At 64.9% G+C, this 16,906-nt stretch carries 19 protein-coding genes; 12 read left to right on the top strand and 7 right to left on the bottom strand.

Annotated elements, in window-relative coordinates; genetic code table 11:
• Positions 1-259: 259 nt before the first annotated feature.
• From C8348_RS18440 to C8348_RS18430, 5 genes are all read left to right on the top strand, one after another.
• A complete protein-coding gene (locus tag C8348_RS18440; RefSeq protein WP_106754768.1) occupies positions 260-532 on the top strand; it encodes a hypothetical protein in 273 nt (90 codons plus the stop codon).
• 3 nt (positions 533-535) lie between these two features.
• Positions 536-703 carry a hypothetical protein gene (locus C8348_RS22035; RefSeq protein WP_157950460.1) on the top strand — a complete coding sequence of 56 codons (168 nt, stop codon included), beginning with the start codon at positions 536-538 and terminating at the stop codon, positions 701-703.
• A 75-nt stretch (positions 704-778) separates the two neighbouring features.
• On the top strand, positions 779-1,189 hold the full coding sequence (locus C8348_RS18435; protein ID WP_106754767.1) for a DUF3775 domain-containing protein: 411 nt from the start codon (positions 779-781) through the stop codon (positions 1,187-1,189).
• Positions 1,190-1,457: 268 nt separating this feature from the next.
• Positions 1,458-1,586, top strand: a complete 129-nt coding sequence (locus tag C8348_RS22555; protein WP_279629401.1) for a hypothetical protein — start codon at positions 1,458-1,460, stop codon at positions 1,584-1,586.
• A 19-nt stretch (positions 1,587-1,605) separates the two neighbouring features.
• The gene (locus tag C8348_RS18430) at positions 1,606-2,574 is read left to right on the top strand and encodes an acetyltransferase domain-containing protein (RefSeq protein ID WP_106754766.1); all 969 of its coding nucleotides are present in this window, start codon (positions 1,606-1,608) and stop codon (positions 2,572-2,574) included.
• 36 nt (positions 2,575-2,610) lie between these two features.
• On the opposite strand, the gene C8348_RS18425 is transcribed toward C8348_RS18430, so the two are convergent.
• Complete coding sequence (locus C8348_RS18425) at positions 2,611-3,549, bottom strand: phosphotransferase (RefSeq protein WP_106754765.1); 939 nt, start codon at positions 3,547-3,549, stop codon at positions 2,611-2,613.
• A 230-nt stretch (positions 3,550-3,779) separates the two neighbouring features.
• On the opposite strand from C8348_RS18425, the gene C8348_RS18420 reads away from it, so the two are divergent.
• Positions 3,780-4,085, top strand: a complete 306-nt coding sequence (locus tag C8348_RS18420; protein WP_106754805.1) for an Rdx family protein — start codon at positions 3,780-3,782, stop codon at positions 4,083-4,085.
• On the opposite strand, the gene C8348_RS18415 is transcribed toward C8348_RS18420, so the two are convergent.
• Entirely contained in the window at positions 4,075-4,521 is a 447-nt protein-coding gene (locus C8348_RS18415; protein WP_106754764.1) for a MarR family winged helix-turn-helix transcriptional regulator, read from the bottom strand. The two genes, C8348_RS18420 and C8348_RS18415, sit on opposite strands and share 11 nt — an antisense overlap.
• A 130-nt stretch (positions 4,522-4,651) precedes the next feature.
• Between C8348_RS18415 and C8348_RS18410 the strand changes: the two genes are divergently transcribed.
• The 3 genes from C8348_RS18410 (at position 4,652) to uvrB (ending at position 9,024) form a co-directional block, all read left to right on the top strand.
• A complete protein-coding gene (locus tag C8348_RS18410) occupies positions 4,652-5,137 on the top strand; it encodes a DUF1579 domain-containing protein (RefSeq protein WP_106754763.1) in 486 nt (161 codons plus the stop codon).
• Positions 5,138-5,173: 36 nt separating this feature from the next.
• Positions 5,174-5,950 carry a VOC family protein gene (locus C8348_RS18405; protein WP_106754762.1) on the top strand — a complete coding sequence of 259 codons (777 nt, stop codon included), beginning with the start codon at positions 5,174-5,176 and terminating at the stop codon, positions 5,948-5,950.
• Between the two features lie 170 nt (positions 5,951-6,120).
• Positions 6,121-9,024, top strand: a complete 2,904-nt coding sequence (gene uvrB, locus C8348_RS18400) for an excinuclease ABC subunit UvrB (protein ID WP_106754761.1) — start codon at positions 6,121-6,123, stop codon at positions 9,022-9,024.
• Between the two features lie 360 nt (positions 9,025-9,384).
• Here the strand turns inward: uvrB and C8348_RS22550 are convergent, their stop codons facing one another.
• The 5 genes from C8348_RS22550 to C8348_RS18380 form a co-directional block, all read right to left on the bottom strand.
• The gene (locus C8348_RS22550) at positions 9,385-9,510 is read right to left on the bottom strand and encodes a hypothetical protein (protein ID WP_279629400.1); all 126 of its coding nucleotides are present in this window, start codon (positions 9,508-9,510) and stop codon (positions 9,385-9,387) included.
• Positions 9,511-9,573: 63 nt separating this feature from the next.
• A complete protein-coding gene (locus C8348_RS18395) occupies positions 9,574-9,978 on the bottom strand; it encodes a MarR family winged helix-turn-helix transcriptional regulator (RefSeq protein WP_106754760.1) in 405 nt (134 codons plus the stop codon).
• A gap of 147 nt (positions 9,979-10,125) precedes the next feature.
• The gene (locus C8348_RS18390; protein WP_106754759.1) at positions 10,126-10,509 is read right to left on the bottom strand and encodes a DMT family transporter; all 384 of its coding nucleotides are present in this window, start codon (positions 10,507-10,509) and stop codon (positions 10,126-10,128) included.
• Between the two features lie 49 nt (positions 10,510-10,558).
• Positions 10,559-10,879: a DMT family transporter gene (locus C8348_RS18385; RefSeq protein ID WP_106754758.1), complete on the bottom strand. Its 321-nt coding sequence runs from the start codon at positions 10,877-10,879 to the stop codon at positions 10,559-10,561.
• 654 nt (positions 10,880-11,533) lie between these two features.
• Positions 11,534-12,754 (bottom strand): MFS transporter, encoded by a 1,221-nt coding sequence (locus tag C8348_RS18380; protein WP_106754757.1) that lies wholly within the window; start codon positions 12,752-12,754, stop codon positions 11,534-11,536.
• Positions 12,755-13,123: 369 nt separating this feature from the next.
• On the opposite strand from C8348_RS18380, the gene nadA reads away from it, so the two are divergent.
• The 3 genes from nadA (at position 13,124) to nadC (ending at position 16,863) form a co-directional block, all read left to right on the top strand.
• The gene (gene nadA, locus C8348_RS18375; protein ID WP_106754756.1) at positions 13,124-14,209 is read left to right on the top strand and encodes a quinolinate synthase NadA; all 1,086 of its coding nucleotides are present in this window, start codon (positions 13,124-13,126) and stop codon (positions 14,207-14,209) included.
• Positions 14,210-14,341: 132 nt separating this feature from the next.
• Positions 14,342-15,994 carry an L-aspartate oxidase gene (locus C8348_RS18370; protein WP_106754755.1) on the top strand — a complete coding sequence of 551 codons (1,653 nt, stop codon included), beginning with the start codon at positions 14,342-14,344 and terminating at the stop codon, positions 15,992-15,994.
• A complete protein-coding gene (nadC, locus tag C8348_RS18365) occupies positions 15,991-16,863 on the top strand; it encodes a carboxylating nicotinate-nucleotide diphosphorylase (RefSeq protein WP_106754754.1) in 873 nt (290 codons plus the stop codon). The genes C8348_RS18370 and nadC overlap by 4 nt, the downstream gene beginning before the upstream one ends.
• The last annotated feature ends 43 nt before the right edge of the window (positions 16,864-16,906 follow it).

The raw sequence follows: 16,906 nt of genomic DNA, 5'->3' as shown, positions 1-16,906 counted from the left end.
TCTGCGACAGCGAGGGCGTTTGCCTGCACATTCTTCTCCTGCATCCGTTCTTCCGGACCTGACCGACCAACCACCAGAGTATTGCAGCGCACTCTCGCAGCATTTCCCCAAAAAGAAGTGAATCAGAAAATGACAAGGCTAACGACCTTGCCCTGAAATGGCCGCAAAATCTGTCGCACTGCGTCATGATCCAAGCGGGAACGCGTCGCAATCACCGATCATTGTCCCTTCATCGGAATTCCGAAGGAAAGGACACATCGTGACCGGATCTTTCTTCCATCAGCATGACCCGCGAGCCGACCACAACCGCCTACCCGGCATCCTGCCTGTGACCGCGATTGCCTGCATTGCGGCTGCCGGGCTCTATGCGGTCTTCGGCGAAGCGGCCACGGTGGATGGTGCGATCCTGCTGCTGCTCGGTGTATTTCTTGCCATGAGCGCCGTCACCCTGGCCCTGTGGCATCGCCTGGAACGCAGCCTATCCGCCTCGCCGGCCTATGCGCGCCACCTGGCCACCTCCTGGAGACACTGACACATGCCCCGCCAGTCCCGTGACCCAGAGGAAGCGAGCCTGCGTCCCCTCGGCATTGCCATCGCTCTTGGCCTGATCCTCGCCGTGATCATCTCCCTGACCGGACCGGACAGTGCTGCATCCGCCCGCCCAGACCGCCAATTGCCACCGCCGCAAGCTGGCAGCCACTAGCCCTTCCGGCCTTGGCCAGTTGTCAAGACTTGCAAGCCGGTGGATAGTGTGGGGACATGATCGCGGAGGCTAGCCATGGCCATCGAACTCACCTTGTCCCCCGACACCATTCGCATGCTGGCGCAGAAGGCACGGGCTGCATCGACCGCCCTGGATGATGCCTACGAGAACCGTGGTGAGGCGGAGGTCGAATTCGACCCGGATCTGCTCACAGACAGCCACCATCACAACGGCCTGGCGGAGGAAGAGAGCGAAGATCTCAGCGAGGAGGAACTCCGCGAGTTAATCGATGACCTCAACATTGACGAGGCCGCCGAACTCGTCGCCCTCGTCTGGCTGGGCCGGGGGGACTTTGATGCCTCCGACTATGCACAGGCCGTTGACGAAGCACGCGACCGCGCCTTCTCCGCCACCTCCACCTATCTGCTGCGCATGCCGATGCTTGCCGACCATCTGGAAGGCGGGCTGGAAGCCCTGGGCTTGTGACCTGAGGCCTGCACAGCTTCCGAGGTAAGCTATTGAATGTGAAACACTTTTCCTGACTCCTCGTCCGGAACCTCGGGTGCGGCCACCGCCACGTGTTTCAGCGCATCGGGGACAGCTCCGCCCGCCACCGGCGCAGCAAGCGCCAACCGGGCACTCGCCCCCTTAACCTTTCATTAACCATATCTGTCGTTCCCTGTGGCTCCTTTGTCCGGTCATCTGCCGGGCGCGTTTGCGAACCTGTATCTCCGAAGCCGCAGAAAGGTCAGCGATGAGCCTCCAGGACCGTTTCGACATGGACAGCACGGCCGCGACCAGCCCCTCCCCCTGGCCCCTGGTGGCCGCGACCATTGTGCTCGGCGGCTTTGCCAGCCTGCTGCTGTCTGCTTTCCTTGGCTGATGCGCGGCAAGAGCCGCTGATGACCCCGGCTCGCCTTCCGGTCCTTGACGTCCTGCGCGGTCTGGCGCTGTTTGCAATGGGCGTCTATCACCTGTCCTGGGACCTGTTCTGGTTTGGCGTTGTCGACTGGCCCGTCGATACGGCCCCGGGCTGGCGCGCCTTTGCCGCCGCCATTGCCGGCAGCTTCCTGTTTCTGGCCGGCGTCAGCCTCACGCTGGCGCATGGGACCGGCATTCGCTGGCGCGCCTTCCTGCGCCGCGAGGCCATGATCCTCGCGGCAGCGGCCCTTGTAAGCCTTGGCACCTGGTTTGCCCTGGGCGAGGGGCTGGTCCGCTTCGGCATCCTGCATGCCATTGCCGCCGCGAGCCTGATCGCCCTGCCCTTTGCCCGCCTGCCGGCGCTGGCCGGCGCCCCTCTCGCCCTTGTTGCCGGCGGGTTGATCCTCGCCCTGCCCTATGTGCCGGGCGTTCCAGCCCTGGATGGTCCCTGGTGGCTGTGGACCGGCCTTGGCGATCCGGGCGTCTCCAGCGTCGACTATGTTCCGCTTGCGCCCTGGGCCGGCTTGACCCTGATCGGTATTGCCGCCGGCCATCTCCTGCGCCAGCCAAAGGCAACCCTGCGTGCGGCCGCGTGGCAACCGAGCGGCCCCGGCAGCAGGCTCGCCAGTTTCGCGGGCCGCCATTCCCTGGCTGTCTACCTTCTGCATCAACCGGTGCTGTTCGGCGCGCTTTGGCTTCTGGCTGCCGTGCATCTCATCCCAGACCGGGCCTCGACTGACTTTGTCGACAACTGCAGCTTCACCTGTGCTCTGGGCGGTGTGGACGAGGCCGCCTGCCGCAAGATCTGCGCCTGCACGCTAACGTCCCTGATATCTGACGATCTTTGGGACAATCTGCTGCGCGATCCCGAAAACATGTCGCTTCGCGACGACATGAACAACCGGCACCAGGTCTGCGTGCTCGCCTTCGACCCGACCGGCGCCCGCTAGACAATTGGGCAGCCGCTGTGCATTCGGGCTAAGGGCCTATGCCCCGGACCGATCAAGCGCAGTTCGCGCCCGTGCCAGCCGCGCTTCGGCATAGGCCGTGAAGTCCGTTGCCGGATTGCCGGCTTCCGCCTGATCCAGCGCCCACAGTGCCGACACGACGTCACATACCGGTCGCATCTCCCCTACCCGCAGGGCCAGTTTTGCTGCCGCCGGAAAATCCCCGGCGCAATAGCCGGTCAACAGTGCCATGCGCGCAGCCGCGCCATATCCCGCCTCAAGTCCGGCATAGGCGAGGTCCCAGGCCGGGTCGGCCAGCGCTGCATACTCGAAGTCGATCAGCCACAACCGCCCGCCGGACAGCAGCACATTCTGCGGCACCGGATCGCAGTGACTGGGTACCGGATGGACAGGGTCCGCGCCCAGTTCCCGCGCGGCAGCCATCGCCGCTTCCACCACCTGCGTTTGCAGGGCAGACAACCGTGCGGCCGGCACCCTTGCCCGCAGCCCGGCAATCAGTTCCTCGGGGTGCAAGGGGCTGGCAACAAGCCCCTCCGCCTGGTGCAGTTTGCGCAAGGCAACGCCAAGCAGGACTGCCTCACCCGGGTCGGCCCTGTCACCGCTTGCAAGCGGACGCGCCTCCGGCAGCGCCTGCAACAGCATCACGCCGCGTTCCGGGTCGGCCAGCACGACACTTGGCCCAAGCCCCAGATCCGCCGCCCGCCTGGCAAAAGCTGCCTCGGCACGCCGGTCAACCCGCCCACGCAAGCTGGCCCGTTCAAGCCGCAGGACAAATTCCCCCCGGCTGCCATCGATGCGGAAGACCTCGTTGCTGAGCCCGTCCTGCCGTGAAATCGCAGACAGGTCGCCGATGGCCGCCGCAAGTCCGGGAACATCGGCCAGCACGGCATCAAGCCGGCCGCAGGCAGCCGCCTCGATCGACACTCTGCGGCTCTTGTCGGGGCTGTCCTGGCTCATCGCATCACCGGCTCGGGATATCCTGCCGTCACAGGTAGCCCGGCTGCAACCACAGCTCAACAACCACCCTTGCGAGGCAGGAAAGATCCATGCAGTGATCGCAAGTCATCCCAGCCCGCCGGCACCTCTTGCTTCCGGCCAGCCAGCCCGCATGTCCCGCGCCAAAGGCCATCCGAATGTCGAAGCTCACAGATCCAGACCCGAAGGCCGAACCCGCCGCCCAGGCCCCGATGCCAGCCAAGCCGTCGATCAGCATCACCTATTGCCGCCAGTGCGGCTGGATGTTGCGGGCTGCCTGGATGGCGCAGGAACTGCTCTCGACCTTCTCCGAAGACATTGGCGCGGTGACGCTCATACCGGGAACGGGCGGTGTTTTTCTCATCACCTGTGATGGCACCCAGATCTGGGAGCGCAAGGCGGATGGCGGCTTCCCGGAAGCCAAGATCCTGAAGCAGAAGGTGCGCGATCTGGTCTGGCCCGAGCGCGATCTCGGGCATTCGGACGGGCATTCCAAGGGCGACGCGCCTAGCCGCTGATCTCGGCAAGCCCGTTGCGCAGCAGCTGCGGATCTGTAGCCATTCCGGCCTCCAGCGCACCGTGCACGTCGTCCCACACCGGCACAGCCGCCTCTAGAACAGCGGTTCCGGCTTCTGTCAAAGCCAGGCGCTTGCCGCGCTTGTCTTTTGGATCCGGCCGCACCTCAACCCAGCCGCTGCGCGTCAGCGGCTTAAGCGCCGCTGTCAGCGTAGTCCGGTCCATGCCAAGCAACCGCGCGACCTGCCCCAGCGACGGCGGCTCGGGCCGGTTCAGCGACATCATCAACGAGAACTGCTGATTGGTCAGGCCGAGAGGCTTCAGCGCCATATCGAACCGCCGCGCCAGAACGCGTGCGGCACGCTGGGCAAAGAGGCAAAGGCAGGTGTCCTTGACCTGCAGTGTCTTGGAATAGGGGATCACAGGCGTGTTTGACATGGGCTAATTATGTTGATATCAACTCATCTCGTCAATTGAGACTATTGCCGGGATACGGCGGACCTCCCGGGCCCGCAAGACTTATCCCCCGTCAACGCAACGGTTCAACCCACAGCACCAGGGGACGTTCATGCAACCCTCCCAAGCGACGGAACATCACAAGGTCCTGCAACGGCTGGCCGGCAGCTGGCGCATGATCTCGAGCACGGGTCATCCGGACTACGACCCCAACGATCCGGCAAAGCTCTGGACCGAGACGGGCCGGATGCTTGGGGAGCTCTGGGTGGTGATCGAAAGCCAGGGCCCGATGCCGGACGGAACGCCGGCCCGGATGATCATGACCATCGGCTACGACCCGGCGCTCGGCTGCTACACCGGCACATGGATCGGATCGATGATGGACCGTCTGTGGATCTACCGCGGCTGGCTGGAAGACGGCGGCGAGACGCTGGTGCTGGAAGCCCAGGGACCGGATTTCAACGCCCCCGACAAAATCGTCAATTATCGCGATGTCATCCGCTTCAGGTCTGATGGCAGCCGCAGCTTCACGGGCAGCGTCGAGCAGGCGGACGGGAGCTTTCATGAATTCATGACCCATGTGGTCACTCCGGCCTGACGCCGGGGAGCAACGTTTCAAAAAGGGAGGATTGCAATGATCGGCAAGTTCATCTGGTACGAACTGATGACGACGGACACCAAGGCAGCGGCGGCGTTCTACGCCGAGGTTGCCGGATGGACGGCATCGGACGCCGGGATGCCCGGCTTCGACTACACGCTGATGACCATTCCCGGTCAGCCCATGCCCAGCGCCGGCATCATGGCCCTGCCTGAAGAACTGACCGGCATGGGCGTTCCTCCGCACTGGCTGGGGTATGTCGGGGTCGCCGACGTCGACGCCAAGGCCGCAGAGTTCGCGGCCCATGGCGGCAAGATCATGAAGCCTGCGGAAGACATCCCGCAGATCGGACGCTTCGCCGTGGTTGCTGACCCGCATGGCGCGGTGATCTGCCTGTTCAAGCCGGACATGCCCGACGGTCCGCTGCCGCCGGAACCGGCCATGGGCCATCCGGGCACCTTCGGCTGGAACGAGCTTTACGCCGGAGACGGCCCGGAGGCGGTCGAGTTCTACGGCAAGGTGTTCGGCTGGCAGAAGGATATGGCCGTCGACATGGGGCCGATGGGCATCTACCAGTGCTTCGCGCTGGACGGCATTGGCCTTGGCGGCATCATGACCAGGCTGCCCGACATGCCGGAGCCTTTCTGGAACTACTACATCAATGTCGATGGCCTCGACGCGGCTGTCGGCCGTGCCACGGCAGCTGGCGCAAGGATCGTCCACGGGCCGCAGCAAGTGCCCGGCGGCTCGTGGATCGTCAACGCCCTCGACCCGCAAGGCGCGATGTTCTCGCTGGTGTCGATGAAGCGCTGAGTTCGGCGTAGATGCCTGCACTGGCCAACGCCCCGCCGCAGGCGATGGTCCAGTCACGACAAACCTCCTGACATCATCCTGTCAGGAGGTTTGTCCTGTCCACACCGCGTCCGGAACAAAGCCGAAACGCGCCCTTTCCTCCTGACCGGACTCGGCCCATATTGCGGGGCATGAGCAAGAAGCCGATTTCCCCGACCGAACCCTCGTCCGAAACCGCCGATGGCTTTGGCGAAGCCCCGCAGGCCGCGTTTGCCGGCGCGCCGCTTTCGGGCTCGATTTCAGACTGGGCGCAGGAAATCGCCGACGCATCCGAAAAGCTGCCTGATCCGGCCAAGACCGAGACACCGGCAACGCCCGCGCGCAAGCCAGCAAAGCCGAAGGCCAAGTCCGACACCGGGTCGCGCTCCTCGCGCGGCACGTCCATCGGCAAGGCGGAGAGCGCGCGCGAGCGCGCGGCGGGCGGGCTCAACCCGGTGGCCGGGCTCGACATCTCGCTGGAAGAGGCGGAGAAGCTCGAGCAGCATCTGAAGGAGAACCGCAAGAAAAAGGGCCGCAACGCCCTTCCGGAACTCTCCGGCGATGGTGGCGCAACCGCCACTGTCGCGGCGCTTTCTGCCCTGATCGAGAGCGGCAACCCGCTGCACAAGAACGGCGAGCTGTGGGTGCCGCACCGGCCGGAACGCCCGACCAAGTCCGAAGGCGGCGTGCCCATTGTACTGAAGTCGGCTTATGAGCCGAAGGGCGACCAGCCAACCGCCATTGCCGAGCTGGTGTCAGGCCTGGAAAGCGGCGAGCAGACGCAGGTGCTTTTGGGCGTTACCGGCTCGGGCAAGACCTACACGATGGCGCAGGTCATCTCCCGCACCCAGCGCCCCGCCCTGATCCTCGCCCCGAACAAGACCCTGGCGGCGCAGCTTTACGGCGAGTTCAAGAGCTTCTTCCCCGACAACGCGGTGGAGTATTTCGTCTCCTATTACGACTACTACCAGCCGGAAGCCTATGTGCCCCGGACGGACACCTACATCGAGAAGGAATCCTCGATCAACGAGCAGATCGACCGGATGCGCCACTCGGCCACCCGTGCGCTGCTGGAGCGGGACGATGTCATCATCGTCGCCTCGGTGTCCTGCATTTACGGTATCGGTTCGGTCGAGACCTACACCGCCATGACCTTCGCACTGGAGGTGGGCGAGCGCATCGACCAGCGCCAGCTGCTCGCCGACCTGGTGGCCTTGCAATACAAGCGCAACGACGCCGCCTTCCAGCGCGGCGCCTTCCGCGTCCGCGGCGACACGATCGAACTGTTCCCCGCCCACTACGAGGACCGCGCCTGGCGCATCTCTCTGTTCGGCGACGAGGTGGAATCGATCACCGAGTTCGATCCCCTGACAGGCCAGAAATCCGGCGAGCTGAGGAGCGTCAAGATCTACGCCAACTCGCACTATGTGACGCCGAAGCCGACGCTGCAGCAGGCGGCCAAGTCGATCAAGGCGGAACTGAAACAGCGGCTGGAGGAGCTGAACGCCCATGGCCGCCTGCTGGAAGCACAGCGGCTGGAGCAGCGCACCCTGTTCGACCTGGAAATGCTGGAGGCCACCGGCTCCTGCGCCGGCATCGAGAACTACTCGCGCTATCTGACCGGCCGCGCGCCGGGCGAGCCGCCCCCGACCCTGTTCGAATACCTGCCCGACAACGCCCTCGTCTTCGCCGACGAGAGCCACGTCACCATTCCGCAGATCGGCGCCATGTACCGGGGTGACTTTCGCCGCAAGGCGACGCTGGCCGAATATGGCTTCCGCCTGCCGTCCTGCATGGACAACCGTCCCTTACGCTTCGAGGAATGGAACGCCATGCGGCCGCAGACGGTGGCCGTGTCGGCAACACCGGGCAGCTGGGAGATGGACCAGTCCGGCGGCGTCTTCGCCGAGCAGGTCATCCGCCCGACCGGCCTGATCGACCCGCCCGTGCTCATCCGCCCGGCGACCTCGCAGGTCGATGACCTGCTGGGCGAGGTGCGCGAGACGGCGGCCAAGGGCTACCGCACGCTGGTCACCACCCTGACCAAGCGCATGGCCGAGGACCTGACCGAATACCTGCATGAAAACGGCATCCGCGTGCGCTACATGCATTCGGACATCGACACGCTGGAGCGCATCGAGATCATCCGTGACCTGCGTCTTGGTGCCTTCGACGTGCTCGTCGGCATCAACCTCCTGCGCGAAGGCCTCGACATTCCCGAATGCGCGCTGGTCGCCATTCTGGACGCGGACAAGGAAGGCTTCCTGCGTTCGGAAACCTCGCTGATCCAGACCATCGGCCGCGCCGCACGCAACGTCGACGGCAAGGTAATTCTCTACGCCGACCGCATGACCGGCTCGATGGACCGCGCCATCGCCGAGACCAACCGCCGCCGGGAAAAGCAGATCGCCTACAACACCGAACACGGCATCACGCCGGAAAGCGTCAAGCGCTCCATCGGCGACATTCTCGAAAGCGTCTACGAACAGGACCACGTCACGGTCGACGCGGGCTTTGCCGAGACCGGCAATCTGGTCGGCCACAATTTCAAGGCCCATCTGGAGAGCCTGGAAAAGCAGATGCGCACCGCAGCCGCCGATCTCGACTTCGAGACCGCCGCCCGGCTGCGCGACGAGATCCGCCGGCTGCAGGCCACCGAGCTGGCCCTGTCCGACGACCCGATGGCACGCCAGTCCGACGTGGAGGAGCGCGGCGGCGCGTATCAGGGCGAGCGGCTGTTCGGCGCCGGCGGGGCCAAGGAAGGCGCCAGCGGCAAGAAGAAGGAAACCGCCGCCGACCGGGCGCGAGCCGCCAAGGGGTCTGCCCTGCCCGCCCCCAGCTCAAAAGTGCGCAAGAACAGTCTCGACGAAATGACCGTCGGCCGGACGGAAGTTCCCCTGCACAGCGGCACCCTGCCGAAAAAGCCCGTCATCCAGGCAGAAGACGCTCCGCACCACACCCCACGCGGCAAGATCGGCGTCGGCTCCTATGAGGACCCGTCCGAAGACGCAAGGCGCAAGGGTCGGTCGAAGAAGACGGGACGGCCGGGGCGGTGAGTCGTGACGGTGCCCAAGGCAAAGCCGTAGCTGTGGAGGCGAAACGGCATGGATCACCGGATCAAGTCCGGTGATGACGGCAGTGAGTAGGGCAAGGCCTCGCGTCCTCCCTCGTCCAGAAGGGCGATTCACCCGCTGACGTCGGCAGGAGTGAAGCCATCCATGTGACAGTCATTTCCGACGTTGCTGTCTCTCCGACAGTGCATCGCCGCATTCGTCATGCCATGGCTCCACCATGGCATCCATGCCGTAACGGTGCCTCAGGCAAAGCCGCAGCTGTGGAGGCAAAACGGCGTGGATCACCGGATCAGGTCCGGTGATGACGGCAGTGGGGGGAAGGCACAAGGCCCCCCCTCCCCGTCACTCCGGAAACCAGAGCTTCGCGGCTACCGCGCCGCGCTCGATGACGACGTGGTCGTTGGCGAAGAAGCGGGTGGAGTGGCTCCATTCGCCGTCCGATTGATCCGCTGAACTGCGGCGTCCCAAGGCGGGGATCTGCACTGCCGCTCACCCACGCAACGAACCCGTGGCACCCAGCCGGTCCGCGCCTCACGGCAGCGGCTGTAGCAGGCCGGTGAAAGCGCCCGGGCGCTCGGCCAATTGGGCTTGAAGCGTTGTCTGATAGGTGACTTCGGACTGGGCCAGAAGGGTTCGGCCGGCATCGGTCAGCACGGTATAGACACCGCGCTTGTCATCCGCGCAGACGTCGCGGACGGTCAGCTTGGTACGCTCGAGCCTTTCGACCATGCGCGAGACCGAGCTCTGATTGAGCTTGAGATGGCTTGCGAGGTCCTGCATGCGCAGCTCGCTGTTCTTTGCCTCGGCCAGAGCCTGCAATGCGCGGAAATCCGACAGGCCAAGGCCATGCCGCGCTTGCAGAGCTTTAGCCAGCTCGGCCTCGACCGCAGCCACGTCCTGAATCAGTTGAAACCAGGCTTGATTGAGATGCGACATCAGACGGCCTTGGTACCCGGATGGCAGATATGCTGAGCTTGTATGCTCATGCAATTGGTTCGGCAACCTCCTGCCTTCGGGTCGGCCCGCACGCGGCAATGGCCGGCTCTGCTGCGGGCAAGTCCGCTGCTGAGCCGGCCAGATGTGTCAACCGGGCTGTGCTGTTGCGTCCGTCTGCGGCCGGTCCGCCAGTTTCAGCCAGATGACGCCAGCGATGATGACCGCAAGCCAGAACAGCTGAACGCCGCTCACCGCCTGCTGCAACAGCAGCGCGCCAAACACGACCGCGCCGACGGCACCGATCCCGGCCCAGACCGCATAGCCGACGCTCACCGGAATGGTGCGCAGCGCCGCGCTGAGGAAATACAGCGTCAGCAGGAAGAAGACGGCGGCGGCGGCGGACCACAGCGGCACGGTGAAGGCCTCACTGGCGCCCACGGACAGCGCGTAGCCGATCTCGAACAGGCCGGCGAGCAGCAGCTGCGCCCAGGCGCCGGTGCGCCGGGTGGCGGGTGACTGAACTGATGTCATGACGAAAAAATCCTCAGGAGGAGAAAGGGGAACAGACTGGCCGGGACGCTCACGCCACGCCGCTCAGGCGAAGGCCGACAACACCGCCGATGATCAGCGTGATGCCGGCGATCTTCTGCAGTGTCAGGCGCTGACCGAGGAACACCGCGCCGATCAACGCGATGCCGACACCGGCGATCGAGGTCCACAGCGCGTAGCCGACACCGACATCAAATGTCAGCAGGGCCAGGCTCAGGAACACCGTAGCCACTGCGCCACTGGCCAGCGTGGCGGCCGTCCAGCCGAACCGGGTGAAGCCGCGCGACTGTCCTGCCGAAAAGGCGACCGCGATCTCGAAGATCACCGCCGCGCCGAGATAAAGCCAATGCATGTCATGTCTCCTTGGTGTGCCCCCGACCAGTAGTCCTGCCCTCCCCCGTTTGCGGGTCGGTCGGGACGACAAACGCTACCGTCCTGCGGGATGGGTCTGACGTGGGAGCCTGCAAAATATTTGCATGCGCATACATATTAGGGATCAAAACCCGAGTCAATTTATTTGTTTGCGCATGCATTTTTTTAATTCTGGGATCCACGTTGGGTTCCGCACGCATAGGGAAGGTGATGGTTTCTGGGAGGGGCCTTTCCCGCGTTCGTCATGCCATGGCTCGACCATGGCATCCACGCCGTGACGGTGCCCAAGGCATGGCCGTAGCTGTGGAGGCGAAACGGCATGGATCACCGGATCAAGTCCGGTGATGACGGCGGTGGGTGGGGCAAGGCCTCGCGTCCTCTTTTGCCCAGGATGACGATTCACCCGCTGACGTTGGCAGGGGGGACGTCATCCGCGCGACGGACATTTCTGACGTTGCGATCCATCAGGCAGTGCATCGCCAACCTTCGTCCTGCCATGGCTCGACCATGGCATCCATGCCGTGACAGCGCCCCAGGCAAGGCCGTAGCTGTGGAGGCGAAACGGCGTGGATCACCGGATCAAGTCCGGTGATGACGGCAGCGGGGGAGGCAAGGCACACGGTCGGGCCCCGCCCTACTCCGCCGCCTGCAGCCGGGCGACCGGCTGTTCCTTGATCGGCCAATGAATGACGGCGGCGAAGAGGCCGAGGGCGATGCCCATCCACCAGATGGCGTCATAGGAGCCGGTCTGGTCATAGAGCCGGCCGCCGAGCCAGACGCCGAGGAACGAGCCGATCTGGTGCGACAGGAAAACAAAGCCGAACAGGGTCGCCATGTAGCGCGGCCCGAACATCACCGCGACCAGTCCTGACGTCGGCGGCACCGTCGACAGCCAGAGCAGCCCCATCACGCCGGCAAAGATCATCGCCGACAACGGCGAGGCCGGCACCATCAGGAACACCGCAATGGCAATCGCCCGGCCGAGATAGATCAGCGACAGGAAATGCGGCTTGGACCAGCGTCCACCGATGTAGCCCGAGGCGAGCGAGCCGGCGATGTTGCACAGGCCGATCAGCCCGATGGCATAGGCGCCCCAGCGCGCATCCAGCCCGAGATCGGCCAGATAGGGCGGCAGATGCACGGTGATGAAGGCGACATGGAAGCCGCAGACGAAGAAGCCCAGCGTCAGCAGGATATAGCCGCGCGTGTTGAAGGCCTCCGCGATGGCGGCGCCCAGCTTCTGGTCCGCAGTGGTGCCGGCATAAGCGCTTGCATCTGCCTTGCCGCGCAACGGGATCGCCAGCAGCGGCACCAGCGCCATCAACCCGGCAAAGACCAGCAGCGTCGAATGCCAGCCCACGGTCTCGATGAGGCCTAGGCCGAGCGGCGCAAACAGGAACTGACCGAGCGAGCCGGACGCGGTGCCGACGCCAAAGGCGAGCGAGCGCTGCGCCGGCGACACCGAGCGGGCAAAGGCGGCGAGGATCAGCGAGAAACTGGAAAAGGCGATGCCAAGCCCGATCAGCACCCCGCCCGTGACATGCAGCATCACCGGGGCCTCGGCTTCCGCCATCAGCACCAGCCCGAGCGCATAGAGCACCGCGCCCGTGACAAGCGTCTTCCAGGTGCCGAACCGGTCGGCCATCATGCCGGCAATCGGCTGGCCTGCGCCCCACAGCAGGTTCTGAATCGCAATCGCCAGCGCGAAGATCTCGCGGCTCCAGTCCCGCGCTTCGGTCATGGGCTGGAAGAACAGCCCCATCGCCGAACGGGGCCCAAAGGACAACAGCGCGATGGCGCAGCCGCAAACGATGATCAGCGGGATGTTCGGCCGGGCGGCGGTCGCGGTCGTCATTCTGTCGGTCTCTCCAGGGATGCCAGGGCGCTTGGCCGCCGAACTATGGCTGCAGCGGGCAGCCGGTCAAAATGAAAGTTTGTGAAGCTCCGATGAGCAACGTTGATGGGCCGGCTACCTGCGGCAGGCATTGCTTTGCCGGCGCAGCACTGCAACGTTATCTTTCGTTTCAACCCATTGAAAAGACGTGACCTTTCAAATTATGACAAACTGGCACGAGAAACAGTGGATTTGCCCGTAGAAATACCCTATATAAACTCACGTTGAGCAAAAGCAGATGAAGGGACCGATAAGTCCCGTTTTCTTTTGCCTCCTTTATGCTCAAAATGAGCATAAAAAGCTTGCCGGTCCAGCAGGGAGTTAGGTCCGATGGCTACCACGTTGATTTCGACCAGTTCCGCCTGCCAGGTGAAGCCCGCCGCCGACCTTGCGATCGACCGTCATGGTTCGGTCTCCCGTCCCGAGCTTGCCTATACCGAAGAAGTCGCCCGCGCGACGGCGCCGATCTATGAGAAGGTCAAGCACATCATCCCGGCCATCGAATGGCCGGCGCTGGCCCCGACGATCCACGCGATCAACGTGCTCAAAAAGCAGCGCAACGCGGTCATCCTTGCCCACAACTACATGACGCCGGACATCTTCCACGGCGTTGCCGACGTCGTCGGCGACAGCCTGCAGCTGGCGATCGAGGCAACCCGCACGGATGCGGACGTGATCGTGCAGTGCGGCGTGCATTTCATGGCCGAGACGTCGAAGATCCTGAACCCGACCAAGACCGTGCTGATCCCCGACATGCGTGCGGGCTGCTCGCTGGCGGAATCGGTGACGGCGGCGGATGTGCGCGCCCTGCGCGAGCGCAACCCCGGCATTCCGATCATCACCTATGTCAACACGTCCGCCGCCGTGAAGGCCGAGTGCGACATCTGCTGCACCTCGTCCAACGCGGTTCAGGTCGTGGAAAGCCTCGGCGTGCCCAAGGTGTTCCTGATCCCGGACAAGTATCTTGCCGCCAATGTCGGCCGCCAGACCGACGTCGAGGTCCTGACCTGGGATGGTGCCTGTGAGGTCCACGAGCGCTTCACGGCGCAGGAGCTGCGCGACTACCGCAAGATCGACCCGGGCGTGAAGATCATTGCCCATCCGGAATGCCCGCCGGAAGTGGTGGACGAAGCCGATTTCGCCGGTTCGACCAAACACATGATCGACTGGGTCAAGGCCAACAAGCCGGCCAAGGTGATGATGATCACCGAGTGCTCCATGGCGGACAACGTGGCCAGCGAGACGCCGGACGTGGATTTCATCCGCCCCTGCAACCTGTGCCCGCACATGAAGCGCATCACGCTGGCCAAGATCCTCGACGCCCTCGTCGAGATGAAGGAAGAGGTGACGGTCGACCCGGCGGTTGCCGCCCGCGCCCGTCTGGCCGTCGAGCGCATGATTAATCTGAAGATGTGACAGTCCCGACGGGCGAGGCCGCAAGCCTCGCCCGTTCTGCTTTCCCCTCCCGGCTGACCTGGCGCGCGCATTGCCCCGCCCAGCCTGAGCGGCTAGGCTTTGCCTCCGCAGTCCAGAAACGAAAGCCCTCCCATGGCAGTACGCAGCGACCAGTTTGTCCCGGCCCAATCGGCCCGAGGCGTCGATGATGTTGTGATTCTTGGCGGCGGCCTCGCCGGCCTGTTCTGCGCGCTGAAACTGGCGCCGCGGCCGGTCACCATCATCTCTAACGCCCCGATCGGCGAAGGCGCGTCCTCCGCCTGGGCCCAGGGTGGCATCGCCGCGGCCGTCTCCGAAGGCGATACCACAGACGCCCACATGGCCGACACCATCGCGGTGGGCGGTGGCATCTGCCAGGACAAGATCGTTGCCATGATGACGGCGGAAGCGCCGCGCCGGGTGCGCGATCTCCTGAGCTATGGCGTGCCCTTCGACAAGGATCTGGAGGGACACCTCGCCGTCTCCCGCGAGGCAGCCCATTCCGCCAGCCGCGTCGTGCGCGTGCGCGGTGACATGGCCGGACGCGCCATCATGGATGCCCTGGTCGCCGCCGTGCGCCAGACCCCGTCCATCCGGGTCATCGAGGGTTTTCTGGGCGAGAGCCTGATCACCGAGGGCAAGTTCGTCACCGGCGTCATGGCGCGCCGGCGAGGCGGACTGGAGCGGCTCGCCTTCCAGGCGGCGGCTGTCGTGCTTGCCTCCGGTGGCATCGGCCATCTCTATGCGGTCACCACCAACCCGGGTGAAGCGAACGGCCATGGCATCGGCATGGCCGCCCGCGCCGGTGCCGTGATTGCCGACGCCGAGTTCGTGCAGTTCCATCCGACCGCGCTGGATGTGGGCCGTGATCCGGCACCGCTTGCGACGGAAGCCCTGCGCGGCGAAGGCGCGACCCTAATCAACTCTGCCGGCGTCCGTTTCATGGAAGCGGTGCATCCGCTGATGGAACTCGCGCCGCGTGACATTGTCGCCCGTGCCATTTTCCGCGAGCGTGCTGCCGGCCGCGGCGCGTTTCTGGATTGCCGCACGGCCATCGGCACCAAGTTTGCCGAGCACTTCCCGACCGTCCATGCGGCCTGCATTGCCGCCGGGATCGACCCGGCCACCGATCCGATCCCGATCGCGCCGGCCGAGCACTATCACATGGGCGGCGTGCTGACAGACGCCAACGGCCGCACCTCGCTGGACGGCCTTTGGGCTGCCGGTGAAGTCGCCTGCACCGGTGCGCATGGCGCGAACCGGCTGGCTTCGAACTCCTTGCTGGAAGCCGTCGTCTTCGCCGCACGCATTGCCGAGGACATCCAGGGCCTGATGCCGACCCCGCGCACCGCCTATTGGGAAGCACTGGATGACGAACCGGGCCTGCCCAGCCAGCGCAACCAGGAGGAACGCGCCGCGATCTCCATCCTGCGTCAGACCATGAGCGATCTGGTTGGCGTCGAGCGCGACGCCGACGGCCTCACCAAGGCACTTGCCCGCATTGCCGCCGCCGAGACGCGCGTGCAGCGCACCTCGATCCGCAACATGATGATCGCCGGCAAGATCGTGGCCGCCGCTGCCCTTCAGCGCAAGGAAAGCCGCGGCGCGCACTATCGCACAGACGCGAAGGAGACCGATCCCGCCCAGGCCCAGCGCAGCTATCTGACGCTTGATCAGGTCAATGCTGCCGCCGAGAAGGCCACGGCAGCGCATCCGAGTGCATTGCAGGGCGTCACCAGCGCCGCAACGGCGGGAGAAACCCAATGACCGCCCCCCTGCCCGAGCTGCCGCAGCTGATGATCGATGACGCGGTTCACGCCGCCCTGCTGGAAGACTGGGGCCGCGCCGGCGACATCACGAGCCAGGCAACCATCGGTGCCGGCGTCACCGCGCGAGCCGTGATTGCCGCGCGCAAGCCCGGCGCACTGGCCGGGATCCGGCTTGCCGAAACCGCCTTCCGTCTTACATCACCCGATCTGAAGGTGGAGGTGCTGAAGACAGACGGCGCGCGCCTCTCTGCGAAAGATATTGTCGCGCGGATTGAGGGACCGGCGCGGGCGCTGCTGTCCGCCGAACGTGTCGCGCTGAACTATCTGGGCCATCTGTCCGGCATCGCCAGCGCGACCGCGCGCTTTGCCGAGGCGATTGCCCACACAAAGGCGAAGATCGTCTGCACCCGCAAGACGACACCGGGCCTGCGCGCCTTCGAGAAATATGCCGTGCGCTGCGGCGGCGGCATGAACCACCGTTTCGGCCTCGATGATGCAATCCTGATCAAGGACAATCACATCGCCGTTGCGGGCGGGGTCACGGCCGCCATCAACGCGGCCAAGGCCTTTGCCGGGCATCTGGTGAAGATCGAGGTGGAGGTCGACACGCTTGATCAGCTGCGCGAGGCCATTCCCGCCGCCCCTGATGTGATCATGCTCGACAACATGAGCCCGGACCGCCTCGCGGAGGCCGTTGCCATCGTCCGGGCGGCTGTTGGCGACCGCATCCGGCTGGAAGCCTCCGGCGGCATCGAGCTGGACACCGTCCGCGCGGTGGCGGAAACGGGCGTTGACCTCATTTCCTCAGGCTGGATCACCCACTCCGCCCCGGTCCTCGACCTCGGCCTCGACATCGAAATCGGCTGACGCCGCCAAACGCGGTGACACGTCCCTGCGCTCACAAGAGCAG

Origin of the sequence: Pannonibacter carbonis (assembly GCF_003012935.1) — a bacterium.
GTDB lineage: Bacteria > Pseudomonadota > Alphaproteobacteria > Rhizobiales > Stappiaceae > Pannonibacter > Pannonibacter carbonis.
This window is presented reverse-complemented; position numbering and strand designations above follow the sequence as displayed.

Excerpts from the sequence above, each read along its gene's own strand:
- C8348_RS22035 (WP_157950460.1), top strand. The coding sequence starts at position 536 with ATGCCCCGCCAGTCCCGTGACCCAGAGGAAGCGAGCCTGCGTCCCCTC.
- C8348_RS18435 (WP_106754767.1), top strand. The coding sequence starts at position 779 with ATGGCCATCGAACTCACCTTGTCCCCCGACACCATTCGCATGCTGGCG.
- C8348_RS22555 (WP_279629401.1), top strand. The coding sequence starts at position 1,458 with ATGAGCCTCCAGGACCGTTTCGACATGGACAGCACGGCCGCGACCAGC.
- C8348_RS18430 (WP_106754766.1), top strand. The coding sequence starts at position 1,606 with ATGACCCCGGCTCGCCTTCCGGTCCTTGACGTCCTGCGCGGTCTGGCG.
- C8348_RS18425 (WP_106754765.1), bottom strand. The coding sequence starts at position 3,549 with ATGAGCCAGGACAGCCCCGACAAGAGCCGCAGAGTGTCGATCGAGGCG.
- C8348_RS18420 (WP_106754805.1), top strand. The coding sequence starts at position 3,780 with ATGCCAGCCAAGCCGTCGATCAGCATCACCTATTGCCGCCAGTGCGGC.
- C8348_RS18415 (WP_106754764.1), bottom strand. The coding sequence starts at position 4,521 with ATGTCAAACACGCCTGTGATCCCCTATTCCAAGACACTGCAGGTCAAG.
- C8348_RS18410 (WP_106754763.1), top strand. The coding sequence starts at position 4,652 with ATGCAACCCTCCCAAGCGACGGAACATCACAAGGTCCTGCAACGGCTG.
- C8348_RS18405 (WP_106754762.1), top strand. The coding sequence starts at position 5,174 with ATGATCGGCAAGTTCATCTGGTACGAACTGATGACGACGGACACCAAG.
- uvrB (WP_106754761.1), top strand. The coding sequence starts at position 6,121 with ATGAGCAAGAAGCCGATTTCCCCGACCGAACCCTCGTCCGAAACCGCC.
- C8348_RS18395 (WP_106754760.1), bottom strand. The coding sequence starts at position 9,978 with ATGTCGCATCTCAATCAAGCCTGGTTTCAACTGATTCAGGACGTGGCT.
- C8348_RS18390 (WP_106754759.1), bottom strand. The coding sequence starts at position 10,509 with ATGACATCAGTTCAGTCACCCGCCACCCGGCGCACCGGCGCCTGGGCG.
- C8348_RS18385 (WP_106754758.1), bottom strand. The coding sequence starts at position 10,879 with ATGCATTGGCTTTATCTCGGCGCGGCGGTGATCTTCGAGATCGCGGTC.
- C8348_RS18380 (WP_106754757.1), bottom strand. The coding sequence starts at position 12,754 with ATGACGACCGCGACCGCCGCCCGGCCGAACATCCCGCTGATCATCGTT.
- nadA (WP_106754756.1), top strand. The coding sequence starts at position 13,124 with ATGGCTACCACGTTGATTTCGACCAGTTCCGCCTGCCAGGTGAAGCCC.
- C8348_RS18370 (WP_106754755.1), top strand. The coding sequence starts at position 14,342 with ATGGCAGTACGCAGCGACCAGTTTGTCCCGGCCCAATCGGCCCGAGGC.
- nadC (WP_106754754.1), top strand. The coding sequence starts at position 15,991 with ATGACCGCCCCCCTGCCCGAGCTGCCGCAGCTGATGATCGATGACGCG.